Annotated in this window: 27 protein-coding genes and 3 pseudogenes; 6 read left to right on the top strand and 24 right to left on the bottom strand. The window is 35.4% G+C overall.

Features of this window, described 5'->3' with window-relative positions; genetic code table 11:
• Positions 1-59 precede the first annotated feature (59 nt).
• The 11 genes and pseudogenes from ABH968_RS07240 to ABH968_RS07190 all read right to left on the bottom strand — a co-directional run bounded on the left by ABH968_RS07240 (position 60) and on the right by ABH968_RS07190 (position 5,730).
• Entirely contained in the window at positions 60-629 is a 570-nt protein-coding gene (locus tag ABH968_RS07240; RefSeq protein WP_370043426.1) for a DUF2815 family protein, read from the bottom strand.
• A gap of 114 nt (positions 630-743) precedes the next feature.
• Positions 744-986, bottom strand: coding sequence for a LexA family protein (locus ABH968_RS07235; RefSeq protein WP_370043334.1), 243 nt, complete (start codon positions 984-986; stop codon positions 744-746).
• A 70-nt stretch (positions 987-1,056) separates the two neighbouring features.
• Entirely contained in the window at positions 1,057-2,307 is a 1,251-nt protein-coding gene (locus tag ABH968_RS07230) for a DUF2800 domain-containing protein (protein WP_370043333.1), read from the bottom strand.
• Positions 2,307-2,882 (bottom strand): hypothetical protein, encoded by a 576-nt coding sequence (locus ABH968_RS07225; RefSeq protein WP_370043332.1) that lies wholly within the window; start codon positions 2,880-2,882, stop codon positions 2,307-2,309. The genes ABH968_RS07230 and ABH968_RS07225 overlap by 1 nt, the downstream gene beginning before the upstream one ends.
• 38 nt (positions 2,883-2,920) lie before the next feature.
• Positions 2,921-3,118, bottom strand: a complete 198-nt coding sequence (locus tag ABH968_RS07220; protein WP_370043331.1) for a YqaI family protein — start codon at positions 3,116-3,118, stop codon at positions 2,921-2,923.
• An 8-nt stretch (positions 3,119-3,126) separates the two neighbouring features.
• Entirely contained in the window at positions 3,127-3,540 is a 414-nt protein-coding gene (locus tag ABH968_RS07215) for a hypothetical protein (RefSeq protein ID WP_370043330.1), read from the bottom strand.
• A gap of 23 nt (positions 3,541-3,563) precedes the next feature.
• On the bottom strand, positions 3,564-3,719 hold the full coding sequence (locus ABH968_RS07210; RefSeq protein WP_370043329.1) for a DUF6906 family protein: 156 nt from the start codon (positions 3,717-3,719) through the stop codon (positions 3,564-3,566).
• Between the two features lie 120 nt (positions 3,720-3,839).
• Positions 3,840-3,989 (bottom strand): annotated as a pseudogene (locus ABH968_RS07205) (AbrB/MazE/SpoVT family DNA-binding domain-containing protein); the annotation flags it as partial.
• Complete coding sequence (locus ABH968_RS07200) at positions 3,986-4,744, bottom strand: phage antirepressor KilAC domain-containing protein (protein ID WP_370043328.1); 759 nt, start codon at positions 4,742-4,744, stop codon at positions 3,986-3,988. The pseudogene ABH968_RS07205 and the gene ABH968_RS07200, both read right to left, overlap by 4 nt.
• A 543-nt stretch (positions 4,745-5,287) precedes the next feature.
• Positions 5,288-5,476, bottom strand: coding sequence for a hypothetical protein (locus ABH968_RS07195; RefSeq protein ID WP_370043327.1), 189 nt, complete (start codon positions 5,474-5,476; stop codon positions 5,288-5,290).
• A 59-nt stretch (positions 5,477-5,535) separates the two neighbouring features.
• Positions 5,536-5,730, bottom strand: a complete 195-nt coding sequence (locus ABH968_RS07190; protein ID WP_370043326.1) for a helix-turn-helix transcriptional regulator — start codon at positions 5,728-5,730, stop codon at positions 5,536-5,538.
• Between the two features lie 212 nt (positions 5,731-5,942).
• On the opposite strand from ABH968_RS07190, the gene ABH968_RS07185 reads away from it, so the two are divergent.
• The 4 genes and pseudogenes from ABH968_RS07185 to ABH968_RS07170 form a co-directional block, all read left to right on the top strand.
• Entirely contained in the window at positions 5,943-6,428 is a 486-nt protein-coding gene (locus ABH968_RS07185; RefSeq protein WP_370043325.1) for a helix-turn-helix domain-containing protein, read from the top strand.
• A gap of 18 nt (positions 6,429-6,446) precedes the next feature.
• Positions 6,447-6,878 carry a helix-turn-helix domain-containing protein gene (locus tag ABH968_RS07180; RefSeq protein WP_370043324.1) on the top strand — a complete coding sequence of 144 codons (432 nt, stop codon included), beginning with the start codon at positions 6,447-6,449 and terminating at the stop codon, positions 6,876-6,878.
• Between the two features lie 107 nt (positions 6,879-6,985).
• Positions 6,986-8,878, top strand: coding sequence for a recombinase family protein (locus tag ABH968_RS07175; RefSeq protein ID WP_370043323.1), 1,893 nt, complete (start codon positions 6,986-6,988; stop codon positions 8,876-8,878).
• 20 nt (positions 8,879-8,898) lie between these two features.
• Positions 8,899-9,429 (top strand): annotated as a pseudogene (locus ABH968_RS07170) (MATE family efflux transporter); the annotation flags it as partial.
• 930 nt (positions 9,430-10,359) lie between these two features.
• Here ABH968_RS07170 and ABH968_RS07165 read toward each other — a convergent pair.
• The 13 genes and pseudogenes from ABH968_RS07165 to ABH968_RS07105 all read right to left on the bottom strand — a co-directional run bounded on the left by ABH968_RS07165 (position 10,360) and on the right by ABH968_RS07105 (position 23,035).
• Complete coding sequence (locus tag ABH968_RS07165; RefSeq protein WP_370043322.1) at positions 10,360-11,067, bottom strand: CAP domain-containing protein; 708 nt, start codon at positions 11,065-11,067, stop codon at positions 10,360-10,362.
• A 391-nt stretch (positions 11,068-11,458) separates the two neighbouring features.
• Entirely contained in the window at positions 11,459-12,361 is a 903-nt protein-coding gene (locus tag ABH968_RS07160) for a CobW family GTP-binding protein (protein ID WP_370043321.1), read from the bottom strand.
• A gap of 81 nt (positions 12,362-12,442) precedes the next feature.
• Positions 12,443-13,948 carry a lmo1851 family serine protease gene (locus tag ABH968_RS07155; protein ID WP_370043320.1) on the bottom strand — a complete coding sequence of 502 codons (1,506 nt, stop codon included), beginning with the start codon at positions 13,946-13,948 and terminating at the stop codon, positions 12,443-12,445.
• A 351-nt stretch (positions 13,949-14,299) separates the two neighbouring features.
• Positions 14,300-15,034, bottom strand: coding sequence for a peptidoglycan recognition protein family protein (locus tag ABH968_RS07150; RefSeq protein ID WP_370043319.1), 735 nt, complete (start codon positions 15,032-15,034; stop codon positions 14,300-14,302).
• 216 nt (positions 15,035-15,250) lie between these two features.
• On the bottom strand, positions 15,251-16,012 hold the full coding sequence (locus ABH968_RS07145) for a GNAT family N-acetyltransferase (protein ID WP_370043318.1): 762 nt from the start codon (positions 16,010-16,012) through the stop codon (positions 15,251-15,253).
• 705 nt (positions 16,013-16,717) lie between these two features.
• A complete protein-coding gene (locus ABH968_RS07140) occupies positions 16,718-17,467 on the bottom strand; it encodes a polysaccharide deacetylase family protein (RefSeq protein WP_370043317.1) in 750 nt (249 codons plus the stop codon).
• 179 nt (positions 17,468-17,646) lie between these two features.
• Entirely contained in the window at positions 17,647-18,120 is a 474-nt protein-coding gene (locus tag ABH968_RS07135; protein WP_370043316.1) for a DinB family protein, read from the bottom strand.
• 37 nt (positions 18,121-18,157) lie between these two features.
• Positions 18,158-18,631, bottom strand: coding sequence for a hydroxymyristoyl-ACP dehydratase (locus ABH968_RS07130; RefSeq protein WP_370043315.1), 474 nt, complete (start codon positions 18,629-18,631; stop codon positions 18,158-18,160).
• 188 nt (positions 18,632-18,819) lie between these two features.
• Entirely contained in the window at positions 18,820-19,740 is a 921-nt protein-coding gene (locus ABH968_RS07125; protein ID WP_370043314.1) for a D-alanyl-D-alanine carboxypeptidase family protein, read from the bottom strand.
• Positions 19,741-19,828: 88 nt separating this feature from the next.
• Positions 19,829-20,915, bottom strand: a pseudogene (locus tag ABH968_RS07120) (sensor histidine kinase).
• 25 nt (positions 20,916-20,940) lie between these two features.
• Positions 20,941-21,636 (bottom strand): VanR-ABDEGLN family response regulator transcription factor, encoded by a 696-nt coding sequence (vanR, locus tag ABH968_RS07115; protein ID WP_370043313.1) that lies wholly within the window; start codon positions 21,634-21,636, stop codon positions 20,941-20,943.
• Positions 21,637-21,871: 235 nt separating this feature from the next.
• Positions 21,872-22,633, bottom strand: coding sequence for a glycosyltransferase (locus ABH968_RS07110; protein WP_370043312.1), 762 nt, complete (start codon positions 22,631-22,633; stop codon positions 21,872-21,874).
• Positions 22,634-22,852: 219 nt separating this feature from the next.
• Complete coding sequence (locus ABH968_RS07105) at positions 22,853-23,035, bottom strand: hypothetical protein (RefSeq protein ID WP_370043311.1); 183 nt, start codon at positions 23,033-23,035, stop codon at positions 22,853-22,855.
• A 480-nt stretch (positions 23,036-23,515) separates the two neighbouring features.
• On the opposite strand from ABH968_RS07105, the gene ABH968_RS07100 reads away from it, so the two are divergent.
• Entirely contained in the window at positions 23,516-24,226 is a 711-nt protein-coding gene (locus tag ABH968_RS07100; protein ID WP_370043310.1) for a helix-turn-helix transcriptional regulator, read from the top strand.
• Positions 24,227-24,442: 216 nt separating this feature from the next.
• Positions 24,443-25,342, top strand: coding sequence for a DMT family transporter (locus ABH968_RS07095; RefSeq protein ID WP_370043309.1), 900 nt, complete (start codon positions 24,443-24,445; stop codon positions 25,340-25,342).
• The last annotated feature ends 548 nt before the right edge of the window (positions 25,343-25,890 follow it).

Raw genomic sequence — 25,890 nt, 5'->3', positions numbered from 1 at the left:
AATAGGTATTTTAGGTATAAAGAAGGGAAGGCCTAAAAATAGACCTTCCTTATGCAGTTTTAATCTAGTAAATCCTCTTCCTCATCAAAATCGTTATCTACTTCATCAGCGAAGTCTGACTCAGCAGATGCACCACCAGCTAGACGTTCACCCTCACGAGTTTTGAATAGGTTTTGTAGTCCAGCAGCAATACCTCGGTTTCCGTTAGCATTGAATGGGTAAAAGTTAACAGAAACTTTGCCGTAGCAACCGCTGTAAAACTCATCTTCATCCGTGATCTCAACTACAGCTCCTGTACCTTTTTTCACGATGCCAGGCTTGTTTTTAGAAGTTGCGTTGAAGAAGTAATGCCCTTCATAAGTTTCATCATCCGGACGTTCCTCGTCACCGTCTCGTAGTGGCGTTTTAAGGTTGCCAGGAATTTTACCGTTCCATTTTGCTTTACCTTCTTGTTTAGCAGCTTCAATAGCTTCATTGATTTTCTTAATCGTTTCTGTATCCGATTTTGGGATAAGAACCGCAACAGAATACTTAGGCTCATTCCCTTCAATTGATGATGGTTCCCATACGTTTGCATAGCTCATACGAGCCTCATTTGTAATTACTTTAGTACCTTCACGTTTTGCCATTTTAAATTCCTCCAATGTTGGTTTTGTATTTGTTCGATATGAGCCAACTGACCACCGCCCACTTGTAATCTGCTCGATATGCCAATCTGCAATCTCACCCATCAGTTAACCCTCCTATAATTCTTCTTGAGCTTTTTCAGTTAATCGAATGGTACGAGGTTTTTGCTGTTCCATTTCGATGTAACCTTTTTCAACTAAGCCGTTTAAATGTCTTTGTACAGTTGATACAGAAGAGAGGTTGACACCTTCTGCAATTTCACGAACGGTAGGTGCATACGTATTTTGTTGTCTAAAATCTTGAATGAATTGAATGATAAGTTTTTTACGATCACCTAAGCCTTTTGCTGTTGTATACATGTTTGTCACCTCTCTTTTCATCAACCGACAGTTTCTAATCGACTAAAATTATAAACCCGCGGTTTACAAATTAATCAAGCAAATCGTCAGCAAAATCATTAGTAGCTGATTCAGCTGATTGAATAGCTGGGCGCTTATCATCTTCAGTAACTAATACTGGCTTACCTGGTGGTTTTACAATTACTCCTTCCAAGATTTCAGCGAATGCTTTTTTGCCGACTTTCTTTTCTAGGTTTGTGATTGTTTGTAGTTTACGAGGAGCATATATGTCATCCTCTTTAACTCCACCTTTTTCAAGTAGCAATTCAACTGCTTTAGCTTCATCAGTAATAGCTCGATTGCTACGACCTTCAACTAGCTTAAATCCTTCATAACTTGTGCCATTAAGCGCTTGGTCTAATGCAAAGGCTTTAATGTCCTTACACCATTTTTCAATGTCATCAACAACGAATAGGATTTCAGCTAGTTCAGTATCAGAGAGTGTTGCTGGTTCAGGTGTATCAAGTTCAATAGATCCATCATCAGCAAATTCTGCTTTGGCTGTTTCTAATGCTTCATCGGCTCTAGCACGACATGAAGATTTTATTTTACAGAATCTACAATGTTCTCCTGGTACATAATCACCATCACCGTTATCAGCCATTTCAGCTTTAGGCTTCACTTCTTCATTGGCCCATTTATATAAATCCTCAGCTGACATTTCAAAAGTTGAAATGCTGTCTAGCCTTGGCTGTACAATCGTCATGTGTACTTCTTGAATGTCATACAGAACATCATGTGCTGTGATTGCCCCTAAAGCATATAGCTTCATCTGTGGATTTTCATATGCATCTACTGGTACTCCTTTCCCATACTTTAAGTCGATGATTTCTAACACACCGTCTCGTACGATAAGTACGTCCCCAGTACCAAATCCATCAGGTACCCATTGACTAAAGTCTAATCGCTGTTCAATTAGCACAAGTGCATCAGATGTTTCAAGTCTTGCAGCATTGACACGTTCCATAACGAAATCTGTATAGACTTCGACCATTTCTTCCATCTCAGGACCGTAAAACTGCTTCTCCTTCTTAAACTTATTGATACGTCTAGTTGCTTGAGCTTTTGTGATAGTGCCAAGTTCACGATCTAAAATAATTTCACTATATTCATGAGCCTGTGTACCTTCTTCGGCAAAATCACTTTCAGGCTCTTTGATACCTTGATTGGCTAGCTCTTGCATATACAGCCCCTCTGCTCTTGCTGAAGGTGTACATGTTAGCCAGCGTTTTGAACCGGATGCACTTAATAACGCATGGGCACGTTCACTGTGTCCTGTCATTACTCGTCACCTACAGCTTCCTTAATAACAGCTAATAGTTCAGGGAACTTAGCTTCAGGCACAGATGATAGTTTTTCAGCATCAAAGGAAGTTAGGATTGCTTTGAAGTCAGCTTGGCGCCCTTTAGCTGTTAGTTTAGTAGCTTCAGCACGAACCATCTCTATTGTGATGCCATAGTCCTCTGTTTCGCTAGTTTGTTCAGGTGTTTCATTGGTAGCCTTATTTTCAGCTTGCTCTTTTGCTTTATCGATACGAGCTTGCTTTTCAGCTTGGATACGATCGAATTCAGCTTTTGAAATTTCCACTAGGCCTTGCTCAAGGTGTTTGGCTAACTCTTCACCTTTATTTACTTCAAGCACTGTTCCGGATTCTTCGTGGAAAAGATACGTACGCTTAGTTGCTTTGGTTGATGTTTCTTTTTTAGTTTCAGCTATTGGCGTTGTAGTTTTCGCTAATTCAACAGCATCAGCTGTTTTAATATCTTGTGAAGGAGCTCCTAATGCTCCAAGGAATGCACTAACTAAACTAATAACTTGTGGATCTGCTTTAATAACGTGAGTAACTTCAATTTTCATTTTTGTTTTCTCTCCTTTTGTGCTACAATAGCACTGAATCATTGGTGTGATTTGTCATTGCCGTTAACTGCTGGAACAGTTAGCGGTTTTCTACGTTTATGAACTGTTGCCCCTAATACCTCAATAAAGTAATCTTCCATTGAGTCAAGGTGGACTGCTCTGTCGTTTACAACGAAATAAGCTTCGCCCTCTTTAATCTCTTTCCCAAACATATCTGTTGGTGGTTTTAGATTCATCTTCTCACCTACTTTCCAAAGATTAATTCAATATCGGACTTTCTAGCTTTACGAGCTTTTAACTTTAAATCCGATTCACTATGGGTAGCCGAACGAATCATGTCACTAGTGAGCCGTTGTTCTTCTACAAGTTCAGCAATGCCCTGGGTGTTCAAATCTTTTTGAGGAACTTCAAGTTCTGCAGCAAGCTCCTTTTTATTCAATACTGACTTTGTAACATTTCCTACAGTCAGTACATAAGGCAAGTTATTCTTATAAGCTAGTACTTTGCCGTGCTTTTGAATGTGATCAAACAATTTACCTTCAAGCTTGTCCTGTTGATTTTTTAGATTTGCACGTTGACGTTTGATGTCTTCGATTTGCTGATACAACCCATTAGCTTCAGAATGCTGAATTTGTGTGTTTATTTGTAAATCATTCATAAGCTTTTTCCTCCTATTCAGTTTTAAGGTGCAGGTATTACTTTGGCTTGTCCTGTAAAACGATGCATTAGCTCCCACTCTTCAGAAGTACATTTTGAGATAAGCCACTTCTCGCTATTTAGGTTCAATGACTCTAGAAATTTACGTTGGGCAACAGTTAAACGTTTTCCGTTTTTCATAAGCTATTACCCTTTTAAAAGCTTGATAGCATCTTCAACAACACGCTTTTGCTCTTCTGTTGTTAGTTCACTTAGAAGCTTCTCTAACTCTACTTGTGTGCGAATTTTGCTTTCACTTACTGGCTCGAATTTACGTAGGATGATGTTGCTACCTTCCGTGAAGATCTCTAGTGGATCTTTCTCCTTGATTTCCAAATTATCGCGAAGCTCCTTTGGAATTACGACGCGTCCCAGTTCGTCAACTTTTCGAGTGATACCTGTTGATTTCATGATGCATCATCCTCCATTATTTCAATTGTTGGTAAAATATCGTGTTCTTTTAATAGCTCATACAAGAACAAACGACCTTTTTGAGTCCACTTGGTTAAAAGACTTGCACCTTTGTCCCCGTTCGTCTTAGTAAAATGAGTAGTTTCAGATTTGGTGTATCCTTGACCTTTATACTTCTCATACAGGAACCATTGACCAGATTGTTTGTATTGAATGCCTAAGTCATGTAAAAGTGAGTTAAATTTACGAGCACTCATACCATAATCATCTGCAACTTGGGTCGCTGTAAGTAGATCTGGACATTTCAGAACAATATCTACATAGTTAAGCTTAGGTGCTGCATCAGCGATTTGCTGCTGGTACATTTGATTTTCAAGTGCAAGGCGTTCACGCTCTTCTTCTTTTTGAATTAGTGCTTGTAACGCTTCTTTGTACGTACCTGGTAAGTCAGGTTTCAGTTGAGATTCCATTTTGTTAAACGCATCGATGTATTTAAGTTTGAACTCAAGTGCTTTACTTCCGTTAAAGCCCATTGCCAGAAGCGTAAATCCATCGCGGTTCATGTAATACATTTTGTACTGTTTACCTCGATTCTCATAAGAGCCTTCATAAAACATGTTTTTCGTGGCTGAATTTTCAGCTACCAAATTTTCAATTACTTGAATCACGTTCTTATGTTGTTTCTCAAATGTTTCTGAAACCTGAAGCGAGGTTGTTACAGCTTGTCTTTTTTGAATTACTACTAGATTAATCACTAGCATTCTCCTCTCTGATTAATAGATTCTGCGCAAGGTATTTCTGGTCCATTCCCTTGCGAGCTATTGATAGCCCTGCGATGTCAGGTATCGCTTTGAAAACTCTAATTACAACCATGCTTAAAGTTCTCAAAGCGAGAACAGCGTCTCGCAATTTATTTAACTAATTTTTGATTGAAGAGATTTAACTTGGAATCTATGATTCTCGGGTCTTGTTTGCCTAAGTATCATTGCCACTGCTTCAATTTCACGACTTTCATTTCTAAGTAGTTTAACTTTCGCGGAGATGTTATTTATCTCGCTTGCAGTAAGCATCTTGGACATAAATTGCATATATTTTGTCATTTGTACACCTAACTTTCGAATAGAATAGTGAACTATTTTGATTTGAAATCATTTTGGTTAGAAAATTAATTAATAAAATACATAATTACGCTTGAATCTAAACGCTCGTTTATGTTAGGATGTATACAACTGAAAGTTGTATTTTTTAAACAGTATTTTGTTGTTTATATTGTTTATATTGTTTATATTGTTTATAGTCTATGCAGATTTACCTGATGTTGCAGCATCAAGTGAATCAATTGTCTCTTTCCAGAGTTTTCGGATGTCTTTTCTTCCATCGCCCCAATCTTGGATGATGCTAAGAGCAGCATTTGGGTCTACTTTGGAAAGTTGACTGAGCTTAATTGGTAGGTATGCGTACATTTTAGCTAAATCTTTGTTAAACATGGCGGTTTTAGACCTCCTTATTTTTTAAAAAATAATACCACTCAAAGTGGTTAAAAGACTTATAAAAATTCTTCGATATTAGCATCGAGAAATTCTGCAAGCTGTTTTGCTCTTTTTACAGGAGGAGTTTTATTCCCACTCTCCCATTCACTAACCGCTTGCTGACTAACCTTCATTTTTGAAGCAAGGTCACTTTGGGTCCACCCTTTAATTTTTCGTAATTCAGTTAGACGCAATCTTTTCTCAAGTACCATAGTTAACACCTCCATGAGCTTGTTTGTATAAAAAAATTTTATCACAGAGTGTGGTATTGAAAACCCATTTTATCACTCGCTGTGGTAATGTGATTCTTACTATATCAAGTATATTTTGGAATTGCAAGCGTAAACTTCATATTTTTGAAGTTAAAAAAAATATAACATACTGTAAATACTATCAATATTGAATTTGAAAGGATGTAATATACATGTTCTTTTTCTTTTTTGAAAATGAAGAATACCAAAATATGGGTGAGTTATTAAAAGCTAAACGTTTGAAAAAAGGACTCAACCAAAGTGAATTAGCCGAGAAAATGGGTGTTTCTCAACAATCAATTACTTATTATGAATCTAACAAAAGGATACCGTCTGAAAAAGTAATTAATAACTATGCATCAGTTCTTGGTATTAATCCCGATCAGTTACATCATTTAAGAACACAAGCAGTATTAGAAAAAGCAGCTGATGAAGCTTTTGAAGAAAGTAGAAAACACATAGACTTTGATGAACAATTTAAAAGTGTAATTAGCAGTTTGAAACATGATATTTCTCAACATTACGGATCGATCGATTTAGGTAATGATGATTTTACATCTGTTCTTTCACTAGATGGTGAAGCAATCAGTCAGGAAGAAATAGAAAAAGCAACTGAGTACATTCGTGCACTCCGCATTATGAAAGATCAAAATAAATAACTTACTGGAGGTATCCTTATGACTGATAAGAAAACAGAGCCTAGAAAACAATTCAGTACCATTCTTGCAGATTATTTACTGCAGCTTCGTCAAAACAGAAAATTATCTTTGGCTGATGTTGCTTCTCAAACAGCAATGTCCTCACAAGCAATTAGCTTGTATGAAAGAGGTAAAAGATTCCCCTCTGTTAAGGCTATGGCTAAGCTAGCTTGGTTCTACAATGTTAACGAACAAGCTGCTTTAAAAATTAGAGAAAATGCGATTATTGACACAACTAGAATTCTTGGTGACGATACTCCGGCTGCCATCAAAAATGAGTATGTCGCTCTCACTTTTAAGGATCCTCAAATTACAATCGATGGTGAGCCACTTACTGCTGATGAACTAGCAAAAGCTACTGAATACATTAAAGCTTTGAGGATAAAACAGAACAGCGCGTCCAAAAAATAAGAACATGCATTCCCCTACTCTTTGTGAGATAATAGTATCACGGGAACAAACGTTTGTAAAGTGTTCCCATAGGGATTTTTTAGAAAATTAACAGAAGGGTCGTGTAATTGTTGGTAGTAAAAGATTTAATAGTATCCAAAGTACTAAGAGTAGCTATTTACATTCGTGTATCCACTAAGTTACAAGAAGACCGCTACAGCTTAAGCGCCCAAACGTTGGAATTAACTCGATACGCAAATCAACAAGGCTGGGAGATTGTTGATATTTTTAAAGATGTTGATAGTGGAACTAAACTCGATAAAGATGGCCTCACTGCTCTTTTAGACTGCGTAGAAAAAGGACAAGTAGATGTTGTACTTTGTATCGAACAAGACCGCCTGTCTCGTTTAGATACGATGAAGTGGGAATATTTAAAAGGTGTATTACGAGAAAACAACGTAAAAATTGCAGAGCCAGGTCATATATCAGATTTAACCAATGCTGATGATGAATTCTTCTCTGACTTAAAAAACTTGCTAGCTCGCAGATCAAGATTGGATTTACTCGGAAAAATGGGTCGTGGACAACGGCAGTATACACGTGAAGGAAATGTGTGGGGAAAGCAACCTGAGGAATATGATTATGATCCTCTAACTAAAACGATATCAATTAATCCTAACCGTTCATGGATCATTCCACTTATAGACCGACTTTATCTTGATGAAAAGATGGGGTTACAAAAAATAGCAACACATTTAAACAGTATCAGTAAAACAGCAAAAAATAAAAAATGGACTGCAACACAAGTTCGAAATAAATTAAGAAACCCAGCCTATCATGGGCGATTACAGAAATCTTTTGCCAATGGTGAGACGATTATTGAGGATAATGTTTATCCCCCTCTTCGATCAAAAGAAACTTTTGAAAAAATTCAAGAGAGACTTGGCCAACGTCACACAAAAATAGGATCCGGAGAATCACATTTTCTCAAATCAATCGAGATACGTTGCGCTGATTGTGGGAACATCTTGAGTATCCGTAAGGGTAGTTACGTTGATGGTGAGTACAAACACTACTTAAGGCATTCCAATGATTATGTAACCCCCTGCTCTAGTTTACCCAGTGTTAATACTGACAGAATAAGAGTTCCATTGTTAGCATTTGCTGAGAAATATCTAACTGGTGAAGAGTCAGTAAAGAGTTATTTCGATTTAGAATTTGAAGATGATGAAAAGCTAAGACAGTTGGAGCTAGAAACGAAGAAAATTGAACAGAACATAAAAGATAATCATGAAAAACTGGATAAGTTGTTGGGTCTGTACTTGAGTGGTAAATGGTCTGAAGAAGTCCTTGATAAAAATAAACAAGATATTGAAAACGAAACTTCTATGCTTACAGAGCACCACGAAACAAATCTTAAAAAGATAAAATTAATAAAAAATAATCAGTACTCATTTGAGGCCCTAATTAAGCATAGAGACATCCTACCTGATGCGCTTGCCATTAGTGCCCTTTCACTTGGTCTAGCACCTGAACAAGATTTTCAGGAATTATTGAATAACATGTTTGAAAAAGCCACATATTGCGAGTCTGAGGAAGTTTTAACTTTGCGTCTGAGACTTTATTCAGAAGGTATTCCATGGGACGTGCCAATTAAATTGGATCCTCCAAATGCGAAGCAAGAAGCTGAAAAATTTGAAGCGCAGCGTGCGAGATATAATCAAACACAAGAGCTTATTCATAAACAAGGTCGGTTAATTTCTTTCACTGAGTTAGTTAAAATATCCCCTCACACGGCTCACACGCTTCGAAAAGACGAAGAAACGTTCGGCCAATATAAAAACCTTCAACTTGGGAAAGGAAGCTTAGAACGCAAGGAAAATCTTGTTAAAGAGATTAGTAAAATTCTAGCAATACAACCTGATATCGGAGCTCGAAAAATTGCTAAAGAACTATCTATGAGTGAAAAGACAGTACTAAAGTATATCAAGGAATTTAATCTAAGATGGTACGCCCATTGATGTAAATGGAATAAAGTTTTATAAACTATAAGTCTTTGCTTTATATGATACCTCTTAGCATTTCAATGGGCGTTACGATATTAGTAGGTTTTGAAATAGGCGCTGGCCGTTTGCACGATGCTAAACTATATAGCTATTTATGTGTTGGGATCGCAATTTTATTTAGTTTTGTTTCGGCTTGTATCCTTTTTATCCTTCGTGAACCTGTTGCCAATATGTATACGACTGATGGAAAAGTGCTAGAATACGCCGGTCATTTTTTAATATACGCAGCTATTTTCCAGCTATCTGATGCTATCCAAGCTCCAGTTCAAGGAGCTTTGAGAGGTTACAAGGATGTTACCATGACCTTTATTATGGCCATTATTTCGTATTGGATTATCGGCTTGCCTGTCGGATATGTACTGGCCACTCATACAGACTTCGGGCCATTTGGTTACTGGATTGGGCTAGTTGCAGGTCTGACAACAGGTGCGATTACTTTATTAATACGTTTATTACTTGTTCAAAAAAGATATACAAGGACGGCCAAAACAGCAATAGCAAACTAGACTTTGTTCTAGTTTGCTTTTTTCATTATGGAAGTTAAAAATACCAAGAATCCATCAGCATCGAATAAACCCTCTTTTACATTAACAAGGCTCCCCCATCCTTTATTTAAATTCATCTTTTTCTTTTCAACAAAAATGTAATTATTAATCCAATGAACATTAACATCTTCAAAACCTCCTTTATTAATACTAGATCGATTCTTTAATGACATTTAGGGTATGTATAACATGAAAAAATCCTTACTTTTTTATCAATTTCTTTATGACAAAATATTTTTACTGTAGAGATTTTGCTATTGCAGTTTGGAAAAATGATTCAACTACTAAGGCTAAAGCCACTAGTGGTATTCTTGGAAAAGTGACTTAAAACCGCATTCATCTCACCACCTATAGAGGTGGGAGACTACTGCTGAAAGAAGTTAAAATCCCAATACAATTGACCATTATTTTTATTTTTTAAAATAAGAAGTCGACTGTTCATGTCTTCTATGTCCTTTCTTTCGAGCTTTCATTACAGTAAAACTTATCTTCTTGATTGTTATAAATACTTATTTCTCTATCTAGTATTAATTTGCCGCATTCTCCACATTTTATTAATATCATACATCGTTCTCCTTTTTCGGTTAATTAACGATCCCAGATGGCCTCTAAAATATGAATTTTGTTTCACCGCTACAGTAAAGTTTCTCAAACTTATGCTCATTCGACTAAGTGCTAAATCGCATTGTGAAGCCATTTTTGTCTACATTTCTAATGTATTCAGATATCCCTTGAAATGCACTCATTTGTTTTTCAGTCAAAAGATTTGTCACTTTATACGACATTATATATCCTTTCAAATTAGCATTAGAAAATTTAAAAAGGATGTCCACTAAGCTTTACGACTTAGTGGACATCCTTTTATTCAATGTAGCTATTCAATTTATACTATTATTTTTGGATAAATTGTTGTGTCCAGTAGTTACCTGACTTCACATAGCCAACACCAATATGCGTAAATTTCTCATTTAAAATATTCGCACGGTGACCTGGTGAATCCATCCAAGCTTGTACTACTTCTTGAGGTGTACGTTGACCTTGTGCAATATTTTCACCTGCACTCTTATACGTAATACCTAAAGCTTTCATACGATCAAATGGTGACCCGAATGTTGGGCTTGTATGTGAAAAATAGTTTTTAGATTGCATATCTTGTGATTTTTCACGAGCAGCTGCCATCAGTTGATCATCAGTTTTAAATGGTGCTAAACCAGCTTTTGTACGTTCAGCATTCGTTAATTTTACTACCTCTTGTTCAAAAGCATTCACATCTGAAGTAGTTGTTGATGGTGTAGACTGTGATGGTGCAGTTGCTGTATTATCTTTTTGAGTTGTTTGTGTATTGTTATTTGTTGCTTGTGTATTGTTGTTTGGTGTTTGATTATTTTCTGGTACTTGTACTTCTTTTGATGGTGCTTGTGTTTGTGGTACACTTACATGCCACTTATGATTTGACCATTGGTTTGACCATTTATGATAAGAAACTTTATTACAGTCTGATGTTGTATTCCCCTCTGTAGTATTTGCTGCAGCGGAAGCCATTTGAATTGGAGCTGCTAATAGAAATGTTGCACAAATTGCAGTTAGTGTTTTTTTCATTTTTGCAATTCCTCCTTCTCTGCAACCAATGGTAAAGTACGATTTTAATAAATTTCTTACCAGCATCTGCTAACAACACCATAATAGAAATGGATTCGCATCAAATAGAGGGTTTTTATCAATGATTTTTAGCAAGTTTCGCCAGCCTATGAAATACTTACGTTTTAAATAGGGTTGACATCCCTAAAAAACTATTAAATATTTTCAATATTTAAATAGAGCGACACACGAAATAAAGTCTAAAATACCGAAACAAGATTCCTTTATTTTACAAATGCACAAAAAAATCTGCACGATTTCTACTTAAAGCAAGACAACCGAAACAGAACTTTCGTGTCTTACTAGTAGGAATCAGCAGATTTACGATGTCTATATAGAGAAGCCAAGCAATTTAATCAAGACCTATAACGTTTAAGCTACTTACATCTTCACCAATGATAACGAGTTTTGCGGGCATTTTTACGTACTCTGGAAGCCATTGGACCATGCCATACGCATATTGAAACAGCATAGGATTTTTTACCCCTTCAATTGGCACATAGCCTTTCATTCGATACACAGTTTCAGGTAATGTACGTACCCAATCCTCAAATTGCTCCTGTGTAAAGTCAACGTCCTTAAATTCAACTAATCGTGAGCCTAGATGCATTGATGCAATAGGGGCTTTCACAACATCTTGTTTATCCACCTGAGCTGTTGCCTTTAAATCTTCTAACAAACGTAACGGCACTCGCCCATTTGTAGTTTGCAAAATAAAGGCATGAGGATTAAAGCCTTGTAGCTCATAAACAACCTGTGCTTGCTCTGCCTCTGTTATTAAATCCGTTTTGTTAGCCAGTAATAAATGTGCGTGACGGATTTGTTCCATAAATAAGGAGCGCACTTGCGGAGTTAATGTTTCTCGATTTAGCCACAGCTTTGAGTCAGCAACCGTGACAATCCCTTTGACATTTAACTGTTCCGCAAATAACGGTGAATAAACAGCATCTAATGCTTCAACCGGATGTGCAGCACCGGTTGTTTCAATAATTAGGACGTCAAAGTCACTATCTAATAGAAGAGATTGAATTTGCGCCTCTGTTTTTTCGGCGCCAGAACAGCAAATACAACCCTCTAGCATTTCCTTTAGCGGGATATCCTTTTCCACAGCCTGTGAGTCAAATGGTAGCTTTCCAAGCTCATTCATAATGACAGCAGGCTTTAATTTTTTTTCCTTAAGTTGTCGAATAACATCTGTTAGCATAGATGTTTTTCCGCTACCTAAAAATCCACTAAATAAGTATACGTCCTTCATAATTATTCCCTCCATAAAAAAAGCTGTCGCAAAAGGCCATTAAAGACGCCTGCTGCGACAGCTACTTTGTTAGTTTGTAGTTTACTCAGTTTTTGCTGGTGTACCCGTAAGCAGTTCTTTTGCTTTTAACAATTGAGGATCTTCTGCTTTTATTTTAGCACGTAATGCTTCCATTAAAGCATACGTTGTATCGCCAGTTAAAACACCAGTTTCTTCAAGACCACTTGCAGCTTGCAGTTTTTTCACTGCACGTTCTGTATATTGATCAAAAATACCGTTTGCTTTACCTGGCTCATATCCTAGAACTTCTAACATCTCTTGTGCCGCTTTTACTGAGTTAGACTGCACGCCCTTTTTCATCTCCATAGATGGATCTAAGTATGGTAATGATGCATAAGGTGGGTATGACACTTTAACATCTGGAACAATCCCTTTTTCATGAATCCAGTTACCATTTGGTGTTAACCATTTACCTGTTGTGAATTTAAGGTTAGAGCCATCTTTTAATGGTGTGACATTTTGCACTGTACCTTTACCAAACGATGTTTCTCCAACAATTTTAGCACTGACAGATTCTTTTAATGCACCAGCTAATATTTCAGAAGCAGAAGCACTGCCGCTATCGACTAGCACTGTCACTGGAACATTATATTTTTTACCAGCAATAGCATTTGTAATTTTCGGCTCTTCATTTTTTTGTTGCACCTGGACAATCGGTTTACCTTCTGGAACAAATAAATTCGAAATTTCTATTGCAGCATCTAGGTAGCCACCTGGATTTTGACGTACATCTACTACGATGCCTTTCAAGTTTTTACCTTCGTAATCTGCAAGAATCTTCTCAAATTCTTTTGCTGTATTTTCACTAAATGACGTTATTTGAATATGGGCAATATCCCCTGCAAGCATTTCACCGTAAACCGTTTCAACCGGAATTTCATCACGGACAATCGTCATATTAAGAGGCTCAGCGTTTCCTTCTCGTTTCACAGTTAATTTTACAGGTGTTCCTTTTTCACCGCGAATAAGAGCTACCGCTTCAGATGCACTTAACCCATGAATGCTTTTTCCATCAACAGTTAAGATAATATCTTTCGGTAATAGCCCCGCCTTTTCAGCAGGTGAATTTTTAATAGGTGACACAACTGTAATAGAACCGTTACGCTCTTGAATTTCCGCACCAATTCCTTGGAAACTAGAAGACAATCCAGACTTAAATTGATCTGCTTCTTCTTTCACCATAAAATCAGAATACGGATCACCTAAAGCGTCGAACATGCCGTTAATAGCGCCATCGACAACTTTTGAATCGTCGATATCTTTGTAATAGTTGTTTTTAAGCAAATCATAGGCTTCGTATAATTTTGAAAATTCCGCACGTCCAGTCGGTACTTTCACTTCAACTACTTTCTTTTCTCCGAATGTTAAGGCAAATATCGTTAAGCCTGCAGTAATAAGGATTGTAAAGAACATCAGCATGATAAATTTAAACGGTTTCATTTGTATGAATTGTCCTGCTGGTTTTACTTCAGCAGGGGGTGTTTGTTCTGGCTGCTGTTCTATACTATCTTTTTTCTGTTCATCCATCTTGATTGTCACCACTCTCATATACACTAACTTGTTGTCACACTATTACCATCTTAACAGGTTATAGAGAAGACGAAAAGAAAAGACTGTCAAAATTTCACGACAAATCTTGTCCACAACAATCTTCATAAAATCCAGCATTTCTTAATCGCTATATTGTTAAGCACTTTACTCTATGTAGGTGTTATCGCTTTAGATTTTGTCAAAGTAAGGTGCCTGAGAAGCACTTTCTAAGGCACCTCTGTTATCTGCTAAGTTGTAGGTATATAATGGTACTGCTTTTCTATTTTACCCGTTTCCTCGAAGCAGTCAACTAAAATCCTCATAGAATATTAGAAATTATTTTTTTGCTTAGGCATCTTTAATATACGTAACTTGCGCCAATTTAGCATTTTTTATTTTAATTTCTGCATTTTTCGCTGTAGTAATCCCTGTAAAAGTTCCTGTTTTAATTCGATAATTTGGACCGTCTTGCTCAATGTAAACAAGCCAGCCGAACGTTGTTTTCATCACCTGTGCTGCGCTTTCTGCTGCTTTAAGGGTACTATACGTTCCCGTGAAAATTCGATATTTTTGTGTTTCTACTGGAGGATTTTGAATATCCCCAGCGTTTTTTACCATGTCAATAAATTGTGACCATGGTACTTTTCCAGCTCGAATATTACGAGGGCAATTTTTTCCACTAAAATAATTGTGTTGAACAATATTCTGAATGGCTATATTTTCATCTTTTATAATTTTTGCGATAAGTCTCGCCGCATTTTCCACAGCTTTTAAATAATCCCCATCACTATTCACGCAAATTTCCACTTGAATTCCTTGACTATTACCAACGTAGGTTCCTGTTCCCCAGCATTCCCAAAAATGTTCAAATGATTGTACAGCTTCCTTATCATCTACTTGCCAATGCCAGCTAGCTTCCCTACTATTGCCATTTATCTGTAGCCGAGCATGGGCGTCAGCATCAGCTCCAGTGTTCGTATTATCGGTTTCATGAACGACAATATACTTTTTCGCATTATTTTTACCATTTGTCATTTTGATTGCTTGCGAAACTGATACTAGTTTTTGGCGAATTGTTACCAAAGGTTTCCCCCCCTTCTTTTTGTCCTAATGTAAAAGGTTGGATTTTTGAACTTACAATCATACTATCTTAAAAATCATAGTTCGAAGATAGATATTGAGTTCACTCTATATTATGTACCTTTTGTAACTTCAATCTATGTTTTTATAAGCATTAATTACCACATATTTACCCTTATAAATTTACTAAGGTATATTTAGGTTTGCGCTGAGCTGTTTTTAAGTAAATTCTCTTAATTTTTTTATAACAGAATGTACTGTTAGTCTATGAAAAGTAAGAAGCTGCCCCTTATAAATGACAGAAAAAATACCGTACGGGGTTGGTGATAGTTCCATCAACTCTTCTCTATCTTTAAAATCAATAAGCTCAACTGGTATATTCAATTTATTTGCACCAGCTATAATATTTTCTGTTGCAATATCAACATATGGACATTGGAACGAACGTAAAATCGTTAAGTTGTTAAATTTTTTTAATCTGTCCTCCCAATCATTCGGAAAATATGGATGTTCTGCTTCGTTGCACAATTGGTAGACAAGTAATTCAAAATCATATGGTGCAGTGTCAATAAGTTGAAAATCGTTTTTCAAAAAAATCTCTTTACTTGGCGCCCAAGACGTTTTTGAATTAGAAATAACAACGACACCTTTTTTGGCTTGCTTTTTGGCATCTTCTATACATTTATTGATTAATCGAGTACCGTAACCTTTCCCAACTTCACTTACCCATAAACAATGAATCACTAAATAACCATCAGCATGAACCACTCTCGAAGAATATTCTGCTTCTGTATATTCAATAAACCCTACTTGTTTTTTATTGTCGATTACTTGCACATATTTCAAGCCTTCTTCAAATCTATTGTTCAGCCATTTGTTCTTATTTAAATATCCACTTGATCTCTTCTTACTTCTAAGACAATAACTCCCAATTCCCTCTAAAAGCTCATTATTAATTTCAACTATTTCAACGTTACACATTGCCAATCCCCCCTATTTATTAAGGTAATTATACCTTTTTTTGTTCTAGCATTTTAAGTCGTTTAAGAAGTAAGTTCTGTAAAATTAAATAAAGTGAATGTGGCAGATTATTATGTAAGTTAAATGGAAACGTCATTTATAGAAATAAAAAAATCAGACTAATCACATTTTAGTCTGATTTTCTAAATGAAAAATAATTCATTAAATTTTGTGCACCAAAAGTAGAGCTAAATTAGTAAAACTGAAAAAAGTATTTTTTTCCTCATTATCAAAAGCTGAAGATGACATTTGCTATGCCGTGCATAAGTTGATTGGAGTGGAGGCTGGGCGACTTCTTGGGGATTAAGCGTCACAAATGAGACCTTGGAGCGAGCTGGCAGAGGAACGGAGGCTAAGAGCATCACGTCCTGTGATAATGCCTCCGTGACCAACATCGCACTGTTGCTATTGCTGCGCTTTCACACAAAAAACATCTGTTGCTGTCGCTTCGCTTTCGCACAAAAAACATCTGTTGCTGTCGCTTCGCTTTCGCACAAAAAACATCTGTTGCTGTCGCTTCGCTTTCGCACAAAAAACATCTGCCGGCCCAAGTGGTTCATCGGACGCCCTCAGGAAAGCGCCCGGCTGGAACGGAAATCAACCCCACGTTATGGTAACAACAAATAGAATTTTAAATAAATGACACATTTAGTTATAGTTCATACATTACGGATTTTTATTGTTTTTGCCTTTTTTACTTTGCACGTCGAGTAATTCAGAAACTGTGACAAATCGATATCCTTGCCTTTCAAGTTCAGGTAATATTTTTTCCATTGCTTGCACAGTTTGATGGCGATTTCCGCCTCCATCATGAAAAAGAACGATATTTCCTTCTTTGACACCGTTTAACACAGTGTCAACAATTCTATTCGTACCTGGACTTTTCCAATCTAATGTATCTAAATGCCATGACCACATAACAACTTTATATCCTTCTTTAGCAATCGCTTCAATCATTGCATCTGAATACTGTCCTTCAACAGGTCGGAATAAAGTAGGCTTAAATCCTGAAATGTTCTGAATGACGTCATTCGTTTGATTGATCTCCTTAAGTAAATTCGTGACATTCGTCCTTAGAGGATGCGTAAATGTATGGTTGGCTAGTTCATGGCCTTCCTTATACATTCTTGATATTACCTCGGGATTTTTTTGCGCATTTTGACCAACAATAAAAAAAGTTGCTTTCGCATTATATTTGACTAATAAATCTAAAATCTGAGATGTGTACTTTCGATGTGGTCCATCATCGAAAGTAAGGGCAACAATTTTTTCATCCGTATTGATCTCCCAGACAATTTGTCCTGCTTCTTCATAATACTTTCTTCCTTTATTTTCATATTTTTCCGCGCCGACTTTTATATAAAAAAAGGAGACAGTTAAAAGGCAAATGGGCAATAAAAATAGAAATTTTTTCAAACCTTCACTTCCTCAAATAAAATATTTAGTACCTTATTATTTGAGGAATGTTAAAAAAAATGCTCTTTTTTGATTTTTTGTTGCAGAGTATTGTTTGAAACTAAAACAGATTGAAGTTAGAGGTTGTCCTTTCAGGGATTGTTAGATACATTTTGTCGCCAATTGATTTGCGATTCATGTTACTTACTATTCAAAAACTGCTCATTCTTTTTTAAAATCTGTTTGTTCAAATGATGTTCCATATGTTCAAGGTAGTCTTGGATAAGCCACTGTAGAGTCATTAGTTGATTATTTCCAATGTCACATTGAAGAACAAGTTTTTCATTGGGGATATTTTTAATAACATGTATGATTTTTTTATTTAAGCTCTCCCATAGATTCATTACTTCATCAAAAGGTAACTCTTGATACCCTTGAATTTCCACCCAATGAACTTGGTCATATGGAGTTAATACAAAGGGTTGCTGATCGTATTGTATTTTTATGAACCTTTCCAGATTATTAATAGCGGAGTCACATAAATGGCCTAAAACTTCTTTTTTTGACCACTTTTGAGGTGTTGGTCGTTGTGAAATCTCTACTTCAGACATTTGACGAAACTCTTCTGGTACCTTATTTATCCAAAAGTATAATTGATCTATAATACTTTGCACATTTTTCACACTCCTAGGAATTGATATTTGAAATTAGCTATTTATAAAAACTTAAATAATAGTCAATTAATTTAATGACTTCGTATATTTTTTTATATTCTTTTTCTATTTTATAAGAAATAAACAATACAGCTACATTAAAACTCAAAACTGCTAGAGCGACGATTTGGACAAGTGAAATCCCAATCACCAGTTTAATATTGATGGCAGAGGCAATTATTGTAATCAATGATAAGATTACACCACACAATGTAATAAAAACTGGCTTAGATCTAATAATTTCATTTGCTTGTAATTTTAACACATCTAGTAAATATCGAATTTCTTTCAATTGATATTGTTGATCAAAAATCACGAAATATGACATATAAACATCGTTTGCTATTTTTTCATTCAGTATATTTTTATGAATTTTTCTCACTAATCGATCGCAAAAATCTTTATCTAAAGCTTTTTCAGGTATGAATAGTTCCTCTTTATTTTCAAAAACATTTGTGCCGGGATGCTTCAAACCCCTCATCCTCTCATACTAGTTTACCTGATTTAATGACCGTATTATGAATAGAAAGCTTGTTTATAGTCAAAACATAGTCACCTTTAAATCTTTCAGACAATACAAGTATATGAAGGAACAGAAAGGTTGTATGTTATTATCGACAAAATTTTATTGTAATTTGATTTACATTTATAAAGACTTAATTAGTTTAGTTGTCGATAGACAGCTATTGCATCTGTAATATTGAACTGCTCTGTTCGTGAGTCACCCTTAGCACCTACTGTTACTAGAATATACTCCTCGCCATTAATTGTCGCTAGACTTGCTAAACATAAGCCTGCTTGCTCTGTGTAGCCAGTTTTGCCGCCAATTATTTCTCCTCTCGTCTTTTCATTAGCATTCAAATTTTTAAACATTCGACTCGTCACCGTCATTCCCTCTGGATGAAGATTCGTTGACTTTATTGAATATCTTTCCGCCGTATAGATATCCCTAAAGGTGTTATTGGTTAAAGCATATTGTAAAAGTATCGAAATATCTTTCACACTCGTATAATGATCAGGATGATGGAGTCCTGTTGCATTCATAAAATGTGTGTTTTTCATCCCTAGCTGTTTAGCTTTTTCGTTCATTAACTTTACAAATTTACTCTCCGACCCAGTTATGTAATCGGCTAAACCAATAGAAGCATCCGCACCTGAAGGTAGCATTGAACCATAAAGTAAATCCTCTGCTGTTACCTCCTCATTAGGAAGAAAGCCTGCCATAGAAGCATTTTCTTCATATAAATTCTTAAATATACTTTTAGGAAGTAAAATCTTTTCCTGTAAATTCGGGATATTTTCAATTGCAACTAGAACCGTCATGATCTTCGTCAAAGAAGCAGGATAAATGATTTCGTCACTATCTTTGTCCAATAAAATCTTATTTGTGTCTAAGTTCACTAATATAGCATTTGAGCTATGTAAATTCACATCAAGATTTATTTCACTTTTCTTTGGCATTTCTAGCTGAGGATAATCAACTATTTCTAGCTTTGAATCTTGATAATCTTTTACAAACATGACCACCAGAAAAATAATAATCAGTAATATTAGGCTATAAAATCCTTTTCTTTTCAACATAAAAACAACTCCTTCTCTCTATGCCTCTATTGAAACATAAAAAAAGGAGCCTTTTTTTAATAATCTATTATAGAATTCTTAAGGTTTCTTAAGAAAGTGTTGGAAGCATAACAGTGAAAACTGTTTTTTCATCATCACTTGAAGCTGATATCGTTCCTCCATGAGCATGGACTATTTCATTGGCAATTGCAAGACCAAGCCCCACCTGATTGAGTCGATCTAGCAGAATCTAAACGATAGAATTTTTCAAAAATCATCTTTAATTTTTGAGGTGGTATTGTTTTTCCCCTATTTGTAAATGAAATAAAGGTCTGGTCATTTTGATGATGTGCGCTAATATGAATTATACTGTTATCATCGCTATATGCTATGGCATTTTTCAAAATATTGTTAAATACCCTTGCTAATTTATCGGCATCCGCAAAAACCTTCATTTCTCCCTCAATATTCACAATGGCCTGCTGCCCTTTTGGGGCCAATAAGGGATAAAATTCATCTGCCAATTGCATTAACATATAATTCAAATTAATGGATTCTTTATCTAAAATAATGGACTGTAAGTTAAATCTAGTGATTTCAAAAAATTCATTAATCAACTGTTCTAGCCTATATGATTTTTCTAATGAAATCTTCACATACTTTTCTTTTTGGTCAACAGGCATGTCCTTTGCCTCATCCAACAGACTCAAGTAACCAATCATAGATGTCAGCGGTGTTTTAATATCATGTGCTAAGTAAACAACTAAATCATTTTTGCGCTGCTCAGCCTCCTGTGCATCCCTTGCCCGTTTTTCTAATTTATTTTTAACATCATTTAGTTTTTTCTCCATAAAATCTAGCTCAGAAGGAAGACTTATTTCCTGATCTGATTCCTCTGAAAGCATATTAACACCTATGGAAATTTGGTTAAAATACTTCGTAAACCGAGAAAGCGCAAAATAAAAAATTACTAATAGCAAAATAATTAAACCTATCGCTAACCAAAGGGACTTATTTTGTTGAAATAATATTCCATAGGCTCTCTGTGCCGAATAATAGTCAAGCTGTAGTACGTTTTCACAAAATCGAATAAACCAATCAGCGAAAGGGGCTTGTAAGACACCATCAATAAACACATTGCTTATGAAATAGCCGACCAACAATGCTATTACTAAAATCAACAAAATTTGAAGCATGATTGTTCTTTTTAGTTTTCCAAAGTCATTTTTCAATGGTATACCCCACTCCCCAGACAGTTTTTATGAATTTAGGGTTCTCTGCGGAATCATTCATCTTTTCTCGTAAATGCCTAATGTGAACCATAACCGTATTGTTACTGCTATAATATTTCTCTCCCCATACTTCTTGAAATAATTCTTCTGATGAAACGACACGCCCTCGATTTACACATAAAAACCACAATATGGAGAACTCTGTAGGAGTCAGAGACAGGTGTTTTTCATTTAACATACATTTCCGAGTATTTTGCTCTAAAATCAAACCCGAAAAATCAATACTCGGATCATTTTGTAATGTCTCCTGATGATTGTACTTTGTAAATCTGCGAATCTGAGCCTTAACCCTTGCAATAACCTCCAATGGACGAAATGGCTTAGTTATATAGTCATCAGCTCCAAGTGTAAGCCCCGTTATTTTATCTATTTCTTCTTCCTTCGCTGTTAACATAATCACCGGAAAATGATATTGTTCGCGAATTCTTCGGCAAATTTCAAAGCCATCGATTTCAGGCATCATTACATCAAGAATAGCAAGATCCAATTTGTTAGAGTGTATACACTCTAACGCTTCCTGAGCATCATAAAATTTATAAACATTAAAATTTTCATTTTTTAAATAAAGCTCAATTAAATCCGCAATCTCCTTTTCGTCATCAACTACAAGAATATTTATATCCATGCTCATAACCACCTTTTATTCAAATAGCTTTATCTGTTGTAAAACCTTGATTTAACAATATTCCCAGAGGTTCTACTAATCACCCAACATCATATCATTCCGTTAATCTTACTGTCATGCAAAGTCTTATTATTTAAGAAAATCTAAAGAATTACACATAAAAAAACCACTCGTTTTACAACGAAGTGGTCTAATGAATTATTCTGCTGAAATATACGCCATTAAGGTGGTTTCATTACCTTGCTTGATCATCATAATAGGCTTCATTAGCAGCCTTTTCATTTGTGCCCTTTAAATAAGCTAAAATCATATCTGGTCGTTTTAGTAACAGCCAGTCTCCATAATGGTCAAATCGTCTGCACGAAGTAATCATTCCATTTTTAATCGTTCCATATTTTTTACCGTTCTTCTTGCCCCATTGTTTTAAACGCTTAGCAAAATCAGCATCTTCTGCCATTAGCATATTCTCATTAAAACCTTTTATCGCCTGAAAGTCCTTTTTGTAGCACCAAAAGATCCCTACAGAGATAAAACCATACTTGAACAGTAAGGGAACAATAAGTAGCATGGTAGATACTACTATACCTAAGGACATTCTTTCAAAATTACCGTTCACGCCTCCTCCAATGAATTGATTGGAAGCTAAATGCTTTTCAACCTCTGATAGCATGTGTTCTGTCATTCGAGTATCAGCATCAATTGTAATCAAAATATCGCCTTTTGCTAACGCAGCTCCAGCATTTCTAATTTTGGATAAATTTTTATCGCTATTTTCCAATGTCACACAATTGTAGGACTGTGCAATTTCTTTCGTTTTATCCGTACAACGATTTAGCACAACGATAACTTCTACTTGATCTTTATAAGGTTGTGCAGACTTTGCAATTGACTCTAGACACCCACCAATATAATTTTCTTCGTTATGAGCAGGTATTATAATAGAAAATTTCACATTTCCATCAGGAACATCTTTTATAAATGGTGTGCTTTCCGACATATAAAATTCCCCCTTAATGATTAGCTCTCGTTATTGTAATTTAAGTATACATTCAAATATTCCACTTAAATTTTTTATTTTTGGGTTTTTATGTATATTATGCAACAACTTGAATTAAGCTCCAATATAGAAATGGCATGACACCTTAGTTATTTACGCAAAAAAAATAGAGTTGATTTTGTGATTATCAACTCTTTCGTCTTATTTTATTTAGGATTTTTATTCATTAGAACTTCTTTTATTTGATCTGCTTGCAATGAAAACTGCCGTTGAGAAAATAAATATTCCTGTACATAGCCACATCATAATCCCATTCCATTGACTGTTGAATATTGTGACATTTATGAGGATGATAAATTGCATGACACAAGTTGCTAAATATAGAGCTAAGGGATAGTTCATGAAACCGCCTCCATTTCGAAGTCATCCATTTATTATATTATTCAACAAATACTTTAAAAACCCTTTACACAAAGAACAAGACTGCAATGAATTTTTGCAGTACTAATCAATTATGCCTCGGCATAATTGCGTCCGGTGTGGAGTTGAAATAAAGTCGTACCGTTCATAAAAAAATGTACCGTTTTGAATAAAGATAACTGTTTATAAAAAAGTTGCCTCGTTTTACCCCTTTATATATGATTGATTTAAAGGGATGTTTTTATGTCCAAAAGAAAAGAACATCTGAAGTGTAGAATTGAAAGAAAGTTGCCCCGTTTTACCCCTTTGGATATGGTTATCTAAAGGTTTTTTTAAGTGGCAAAGATAAGAACATTTGAAATAAAAGATCGATTAAAAACTTTTGAATGACAATTAGTTGTTAAAGTGCATTTTAATAGAACAAGACTTACTAACCCTAAAGCAAGGTAGGAGGAATCGAAAATGGAAAAGATTAAAGAAATTGTAGCAGAACGAAGAACCTATACATCTAACCAAAACACTCATTCCCATAATTATGCTCAGTTAATTTTGCCTCTCCAAGGAGAGCTTTATATTAATGCAGGGGCACAGGATCTTCGAATAGATCACCAAACATTATTTTTTATTCCTCCCGAGTGTAATCATACTTTTCATTCAGTTGTACGTAATGAGTTTTTGGTTGTAGATATTCCTCATTTCATGCTAACTAGGAGAAAGTTATATAATAAAGGAATTTCCTTTAAATTAGATAATCAATGGAAAGGGATTCGCTATCTAATCCTGAATGAAATCGATAAACAATCTTTACATGGCTCTGCTCTTAAAGACCTATATCCCTATATTTCACATTATTTACTCCAAGAACAACAACCTAAATCTATTAGGTATATCCATGAACATTACAATGAGAATATTACGGTAAATAAACTGGCTTCACTTGAACATTACAATCCTTCATATTATTCGGATTGGTTTCTAAAAGAAACTGGGAAATCTCCATCAGCATACATACAGGAAGTTCGTTTGAATAAAGCAAAAGAATTGCTGATTAATACAGATTTACCCATTTTACACATCGCAATTCAAGTAGGTTTTGAACATCAATCTTCCTTAACACGGTTATTCCAAAAATATGAGGAAATAACACCAAGCCAATTTCGAAAAAAAACATAGTATTTTGGAAAAAAAACCTCGAAAATCTTTTATACCAAGCAAATAATGAAATTTGGATAAAAAAATTCCGAATTTCGGTAAAAAAACTGTTATCTGATGTTTGTAAAATTTTAATATGGACTTGGTTAAAGGCCAAGTTACTTCTTGATACCTGTGATTCTTTCTGTAATCACGGTTTTTTTTTGAGAAGTCACTTAACTTAAAAGGAGCAAAAAGATGGAAACAGTTTTAGGTTTAATTTTTACACTCTTATGGTCATCTGCAGCGATAGCTACAAAGTTTGGCTTAAACTCTACCACCCCTTTGGTATTGGCTACCACTCGCTTTCTGATCGCTGGAGGTTTGCTATTTCTTTATGTTTATTTGTTAAATAAAAAATATCCTTGGCCACGGTCACAGGAATGGGGCTCATTAATTGTTTTAGGGTTATTGAATACAACAATTTATCTGGGTGCAACCTTTTGGGCATTGAATTATGTATCGGCAGGCTTATTTAATTTATTTGTTACAACAAATCCTTTTGTGGTTGCTTTCCTGTCCACTATATGGTTAAAACGAAAAATTTATTTACAAGAATGGATAGGAATGGTCATAGCAGCATTTGGATTATTAATTGGTATATGGCCATCTATCACAACCAGTGAGGCTAGTGTAAATGGATTGATTATTTTGGGAATAGGAATGGTATCAATGGCGATTGGAAGTGTTTATTTTAAAAAAGTCAATTTAAACCTTCCAGGTATTGTCATTAACACTTGGCAAGTGTCTATTGGTGGAGTTGTTTTAATCCCTATAGCTTATATTCTCGAAAAAGAAAATTTTTTTTTAAAATTGGATTATTATTTACTTGGTTCGTTATTTTGGTTGGTGTTCATTATTTCAATCGGCACAATGTTGCTTTGGTTTTACCTGTTGAAACAGGATACGGTAAGGGCTAACAATTGGTTATTTATGACTCCGATTTTTGGATACTTATTAGGTACTATTTTTTTAAATGAATCTATTACTATGTTTGATATTACAGCAACAGTATTTGTGGTAATGGGATTATTACTTTCAGGGAATATAGCCGTCCTCCCTATCAAAAAAACTCCAAAACAGAATCCGAAGAGTTAGTTATGATTCAAGTAAAAATATAAAATAAGTTCTGGCTAGTGCTTTATTCAATTAAAGGGCACTTTAAATGAATAAGGGTCACAAAAATGATTTAACTTTTTTATAACTAAATGATTCAATTGAAATTATTAAAAGCGTGTTTTGATCAAACTTTTTTCAAATTACGCTTTTTTTTTGTTTATTTATCAGGTTTATTAATATCAATTTGATCAAACTTTATTTTAAAGCAACATTCTGAGTCCGCTTTGTGCTTAGGCCTGCAAATGTTTTTTGTGCGAAAGCGCAGTGCTAACGTAGCGGCAGCGACAGATTTTTATTGCGCGAAAGCGTAGCGGCAGTGGCAAGATGTTGGTCACTCAGTCGTGTGTTGCTGTTGCTGCGCTTTCACACAGATAAATTGCCACAGTACGTGGCGTTCTTAGACTGAGTTCCTCTATTTCAGCGGATGTTTGGATACCCGCTGAAAAGAGTGACTTAAAATGCATTCAGCTCTCTACCTATAGAGGTGGGAGACATCTGTACATGTCGCTACGCTTTCGGTACAAAAA

It is taken from the genome of Lysinibacillus sp. RC79, assembly GCF_041262405.1.
Taxonomy (GTDB): domain Bacteria; phylum Bacillota; class Bacilli; order Bacillales_A; family Planococcaceae; genus Lysinibacillus.
Note: the sequence above shows the minus strand (reverse complement) of the source record. Positions and strands in the feature narration are given on the sequence as shown.

Excerpts from the sequence above, each read along its gene's own strand:
- ABH968_RS07125 (WP_370043314.1), bottom strand. The coding sequence starts at position 19,740 with ATGTTGAAAAGAAAAGGATTTTATAGCCTAATATTACTGATTATTATT.
- ABH968_RS07165 (WP_370043322.1), bottom strand. The coding sequence starts at position 11,067 with ATGAAAAAAACACTAACTGCAATTTGTGCAACATTTCTATTAGCAGCT.
- ABH968_RS07235 (WP_370043334.1), bottom strand. The coding sequence starts at position 986 with ATGTATACAACAGCAAAAGGCTTAGGTGATCGTAAAAAACTTATCATT.
- ABH968_RS07210 (WP_370043329.1), bottom strand. The coding sequence starts at position 3,719 with ATGAAAAACGGAAAACGTTTAACTGTTGCCCAACGTAAATTTCTAGAG.
- ABH968_RS07100 (WP_370043310.1), top strand. The coding sequence starts at position 23,516 with ATGGAAAAGATTAAAGAAATTGTAGCAGAACGAAGAACCTATACATCT.
- ABH968_RS07190 (WP_370043326.1), bottom strand. The coding sequence starts at position 5,730 with ATGGTACTTGAGAAAAGATTGCGTCTAACTGAATTACGAAAAATTAAA.
- ABH968_RS07105 (WP_370043311.1), bottom strand. The coding sequence starts at position 23,035 with ATGAACTATCCCTTAGCTCTATATTTAGCAACTTGTGTCATGCAATTT.
- ABH968_RS07230 (WP_370043333.1), bottom strand. The coding sequence starts at position 2,307 with ATGACAGGACACAGTGAACGTGCCCATGCGTTATTAAGTGCATCCGGT.
- ABH968_RS07145 (WP_370043318.1), bottom strand. The coding sequence starts at position 16,012 with ATGTGTAACGTTGAAATAGTTGAAATTAATAATGAGCTTTTAGAGGGA.
- ABH968_RS07195 (WP_370043327.1), bottom strand. The coding sequence starts at position 5,476 with ATGTTTAACAAAGATTTAGCTAAAATGTACGCATACCTACCAATTAAG.
- ABH968_RS07110 (WP_370043312.1), bottom strand. The coding sequence starts at position 22,633 with ATGTCGGAAAGCACACCATTTATAAAAGATGTTCCTGATGGAAATGTG.
- ABH968_RS07185 (WP_370043325.1), top strand. The coding sequence starts at position 5,943 with ATGTTCTTTTTCTTTTTTGAAAATGAAGAATACCAAAATATGGGTGAG.
- ABH968_RS07240 (WP_370043426.1), bottom strand. The coding sequence starts at position 629 with ATGGCAAAACGTGAAGGTACTAAAGTAATTACAAATGAGGCTCGTATG.
- ABH968_RS07220 (WP_370043331.1), bottom strand. The coding sequence starts at position 3,118 with ATGAATCTAAAACCACCAACAGATATGTTTGGGAAAGAGATTAAAGAG.
- ABH968_RS07095 (WP_370043309.1), top strand. The coding sequence starts at position 24,443 with ATGGAAACAGTTTTAGGTTTAATTTTTACACTCTTATGGTCATCTGCA.
- ABH968_RS07180 (WP_370043324.1), top strand. The coding sequence starts at position 6,447 with ATGACTGATAAGAAAACAGAGCCTAGAAAACAATTCAGTACCATTCTT.
- ABH968_RS07155 (WP_370043320.1), bottom strand. The coding sequence starts at position 13,948 with ATGGATGAACAGAAAAAAGATAGTATAGAACAGCAGCCAGAACAAACA.
- vanR (WP_370043313.1), bottom strand. The coding sequence starts at position 21,636 with ATGGATATAAATATTCTTGTAGTTGATGACGAAAAGGAGATTGCGGAT.
- ABH968_RS07215 (WP_370043330.1), bottom strand. The coding sequence starts at position 3,540 with ATGAATGATTTACAAATAAACACACAAATTCAGCATTCTGAAGCTAAT.
- ABH968_RS07225 (WP_370043332.1), bottom strand. The coding sequence starts at position 2,882 with ATGAAAATTGAAGTTACTCACGTTATTAAAGCAGATCCACAAGTTATT.
- ABH968_RS07160 (WP_370043321.1), bottom strand. The coding sequence starts at position 12,361 with ATGAAGGACGTATACTTATTTAGTGGATTTTTAGGTAGCGGAAAAACA.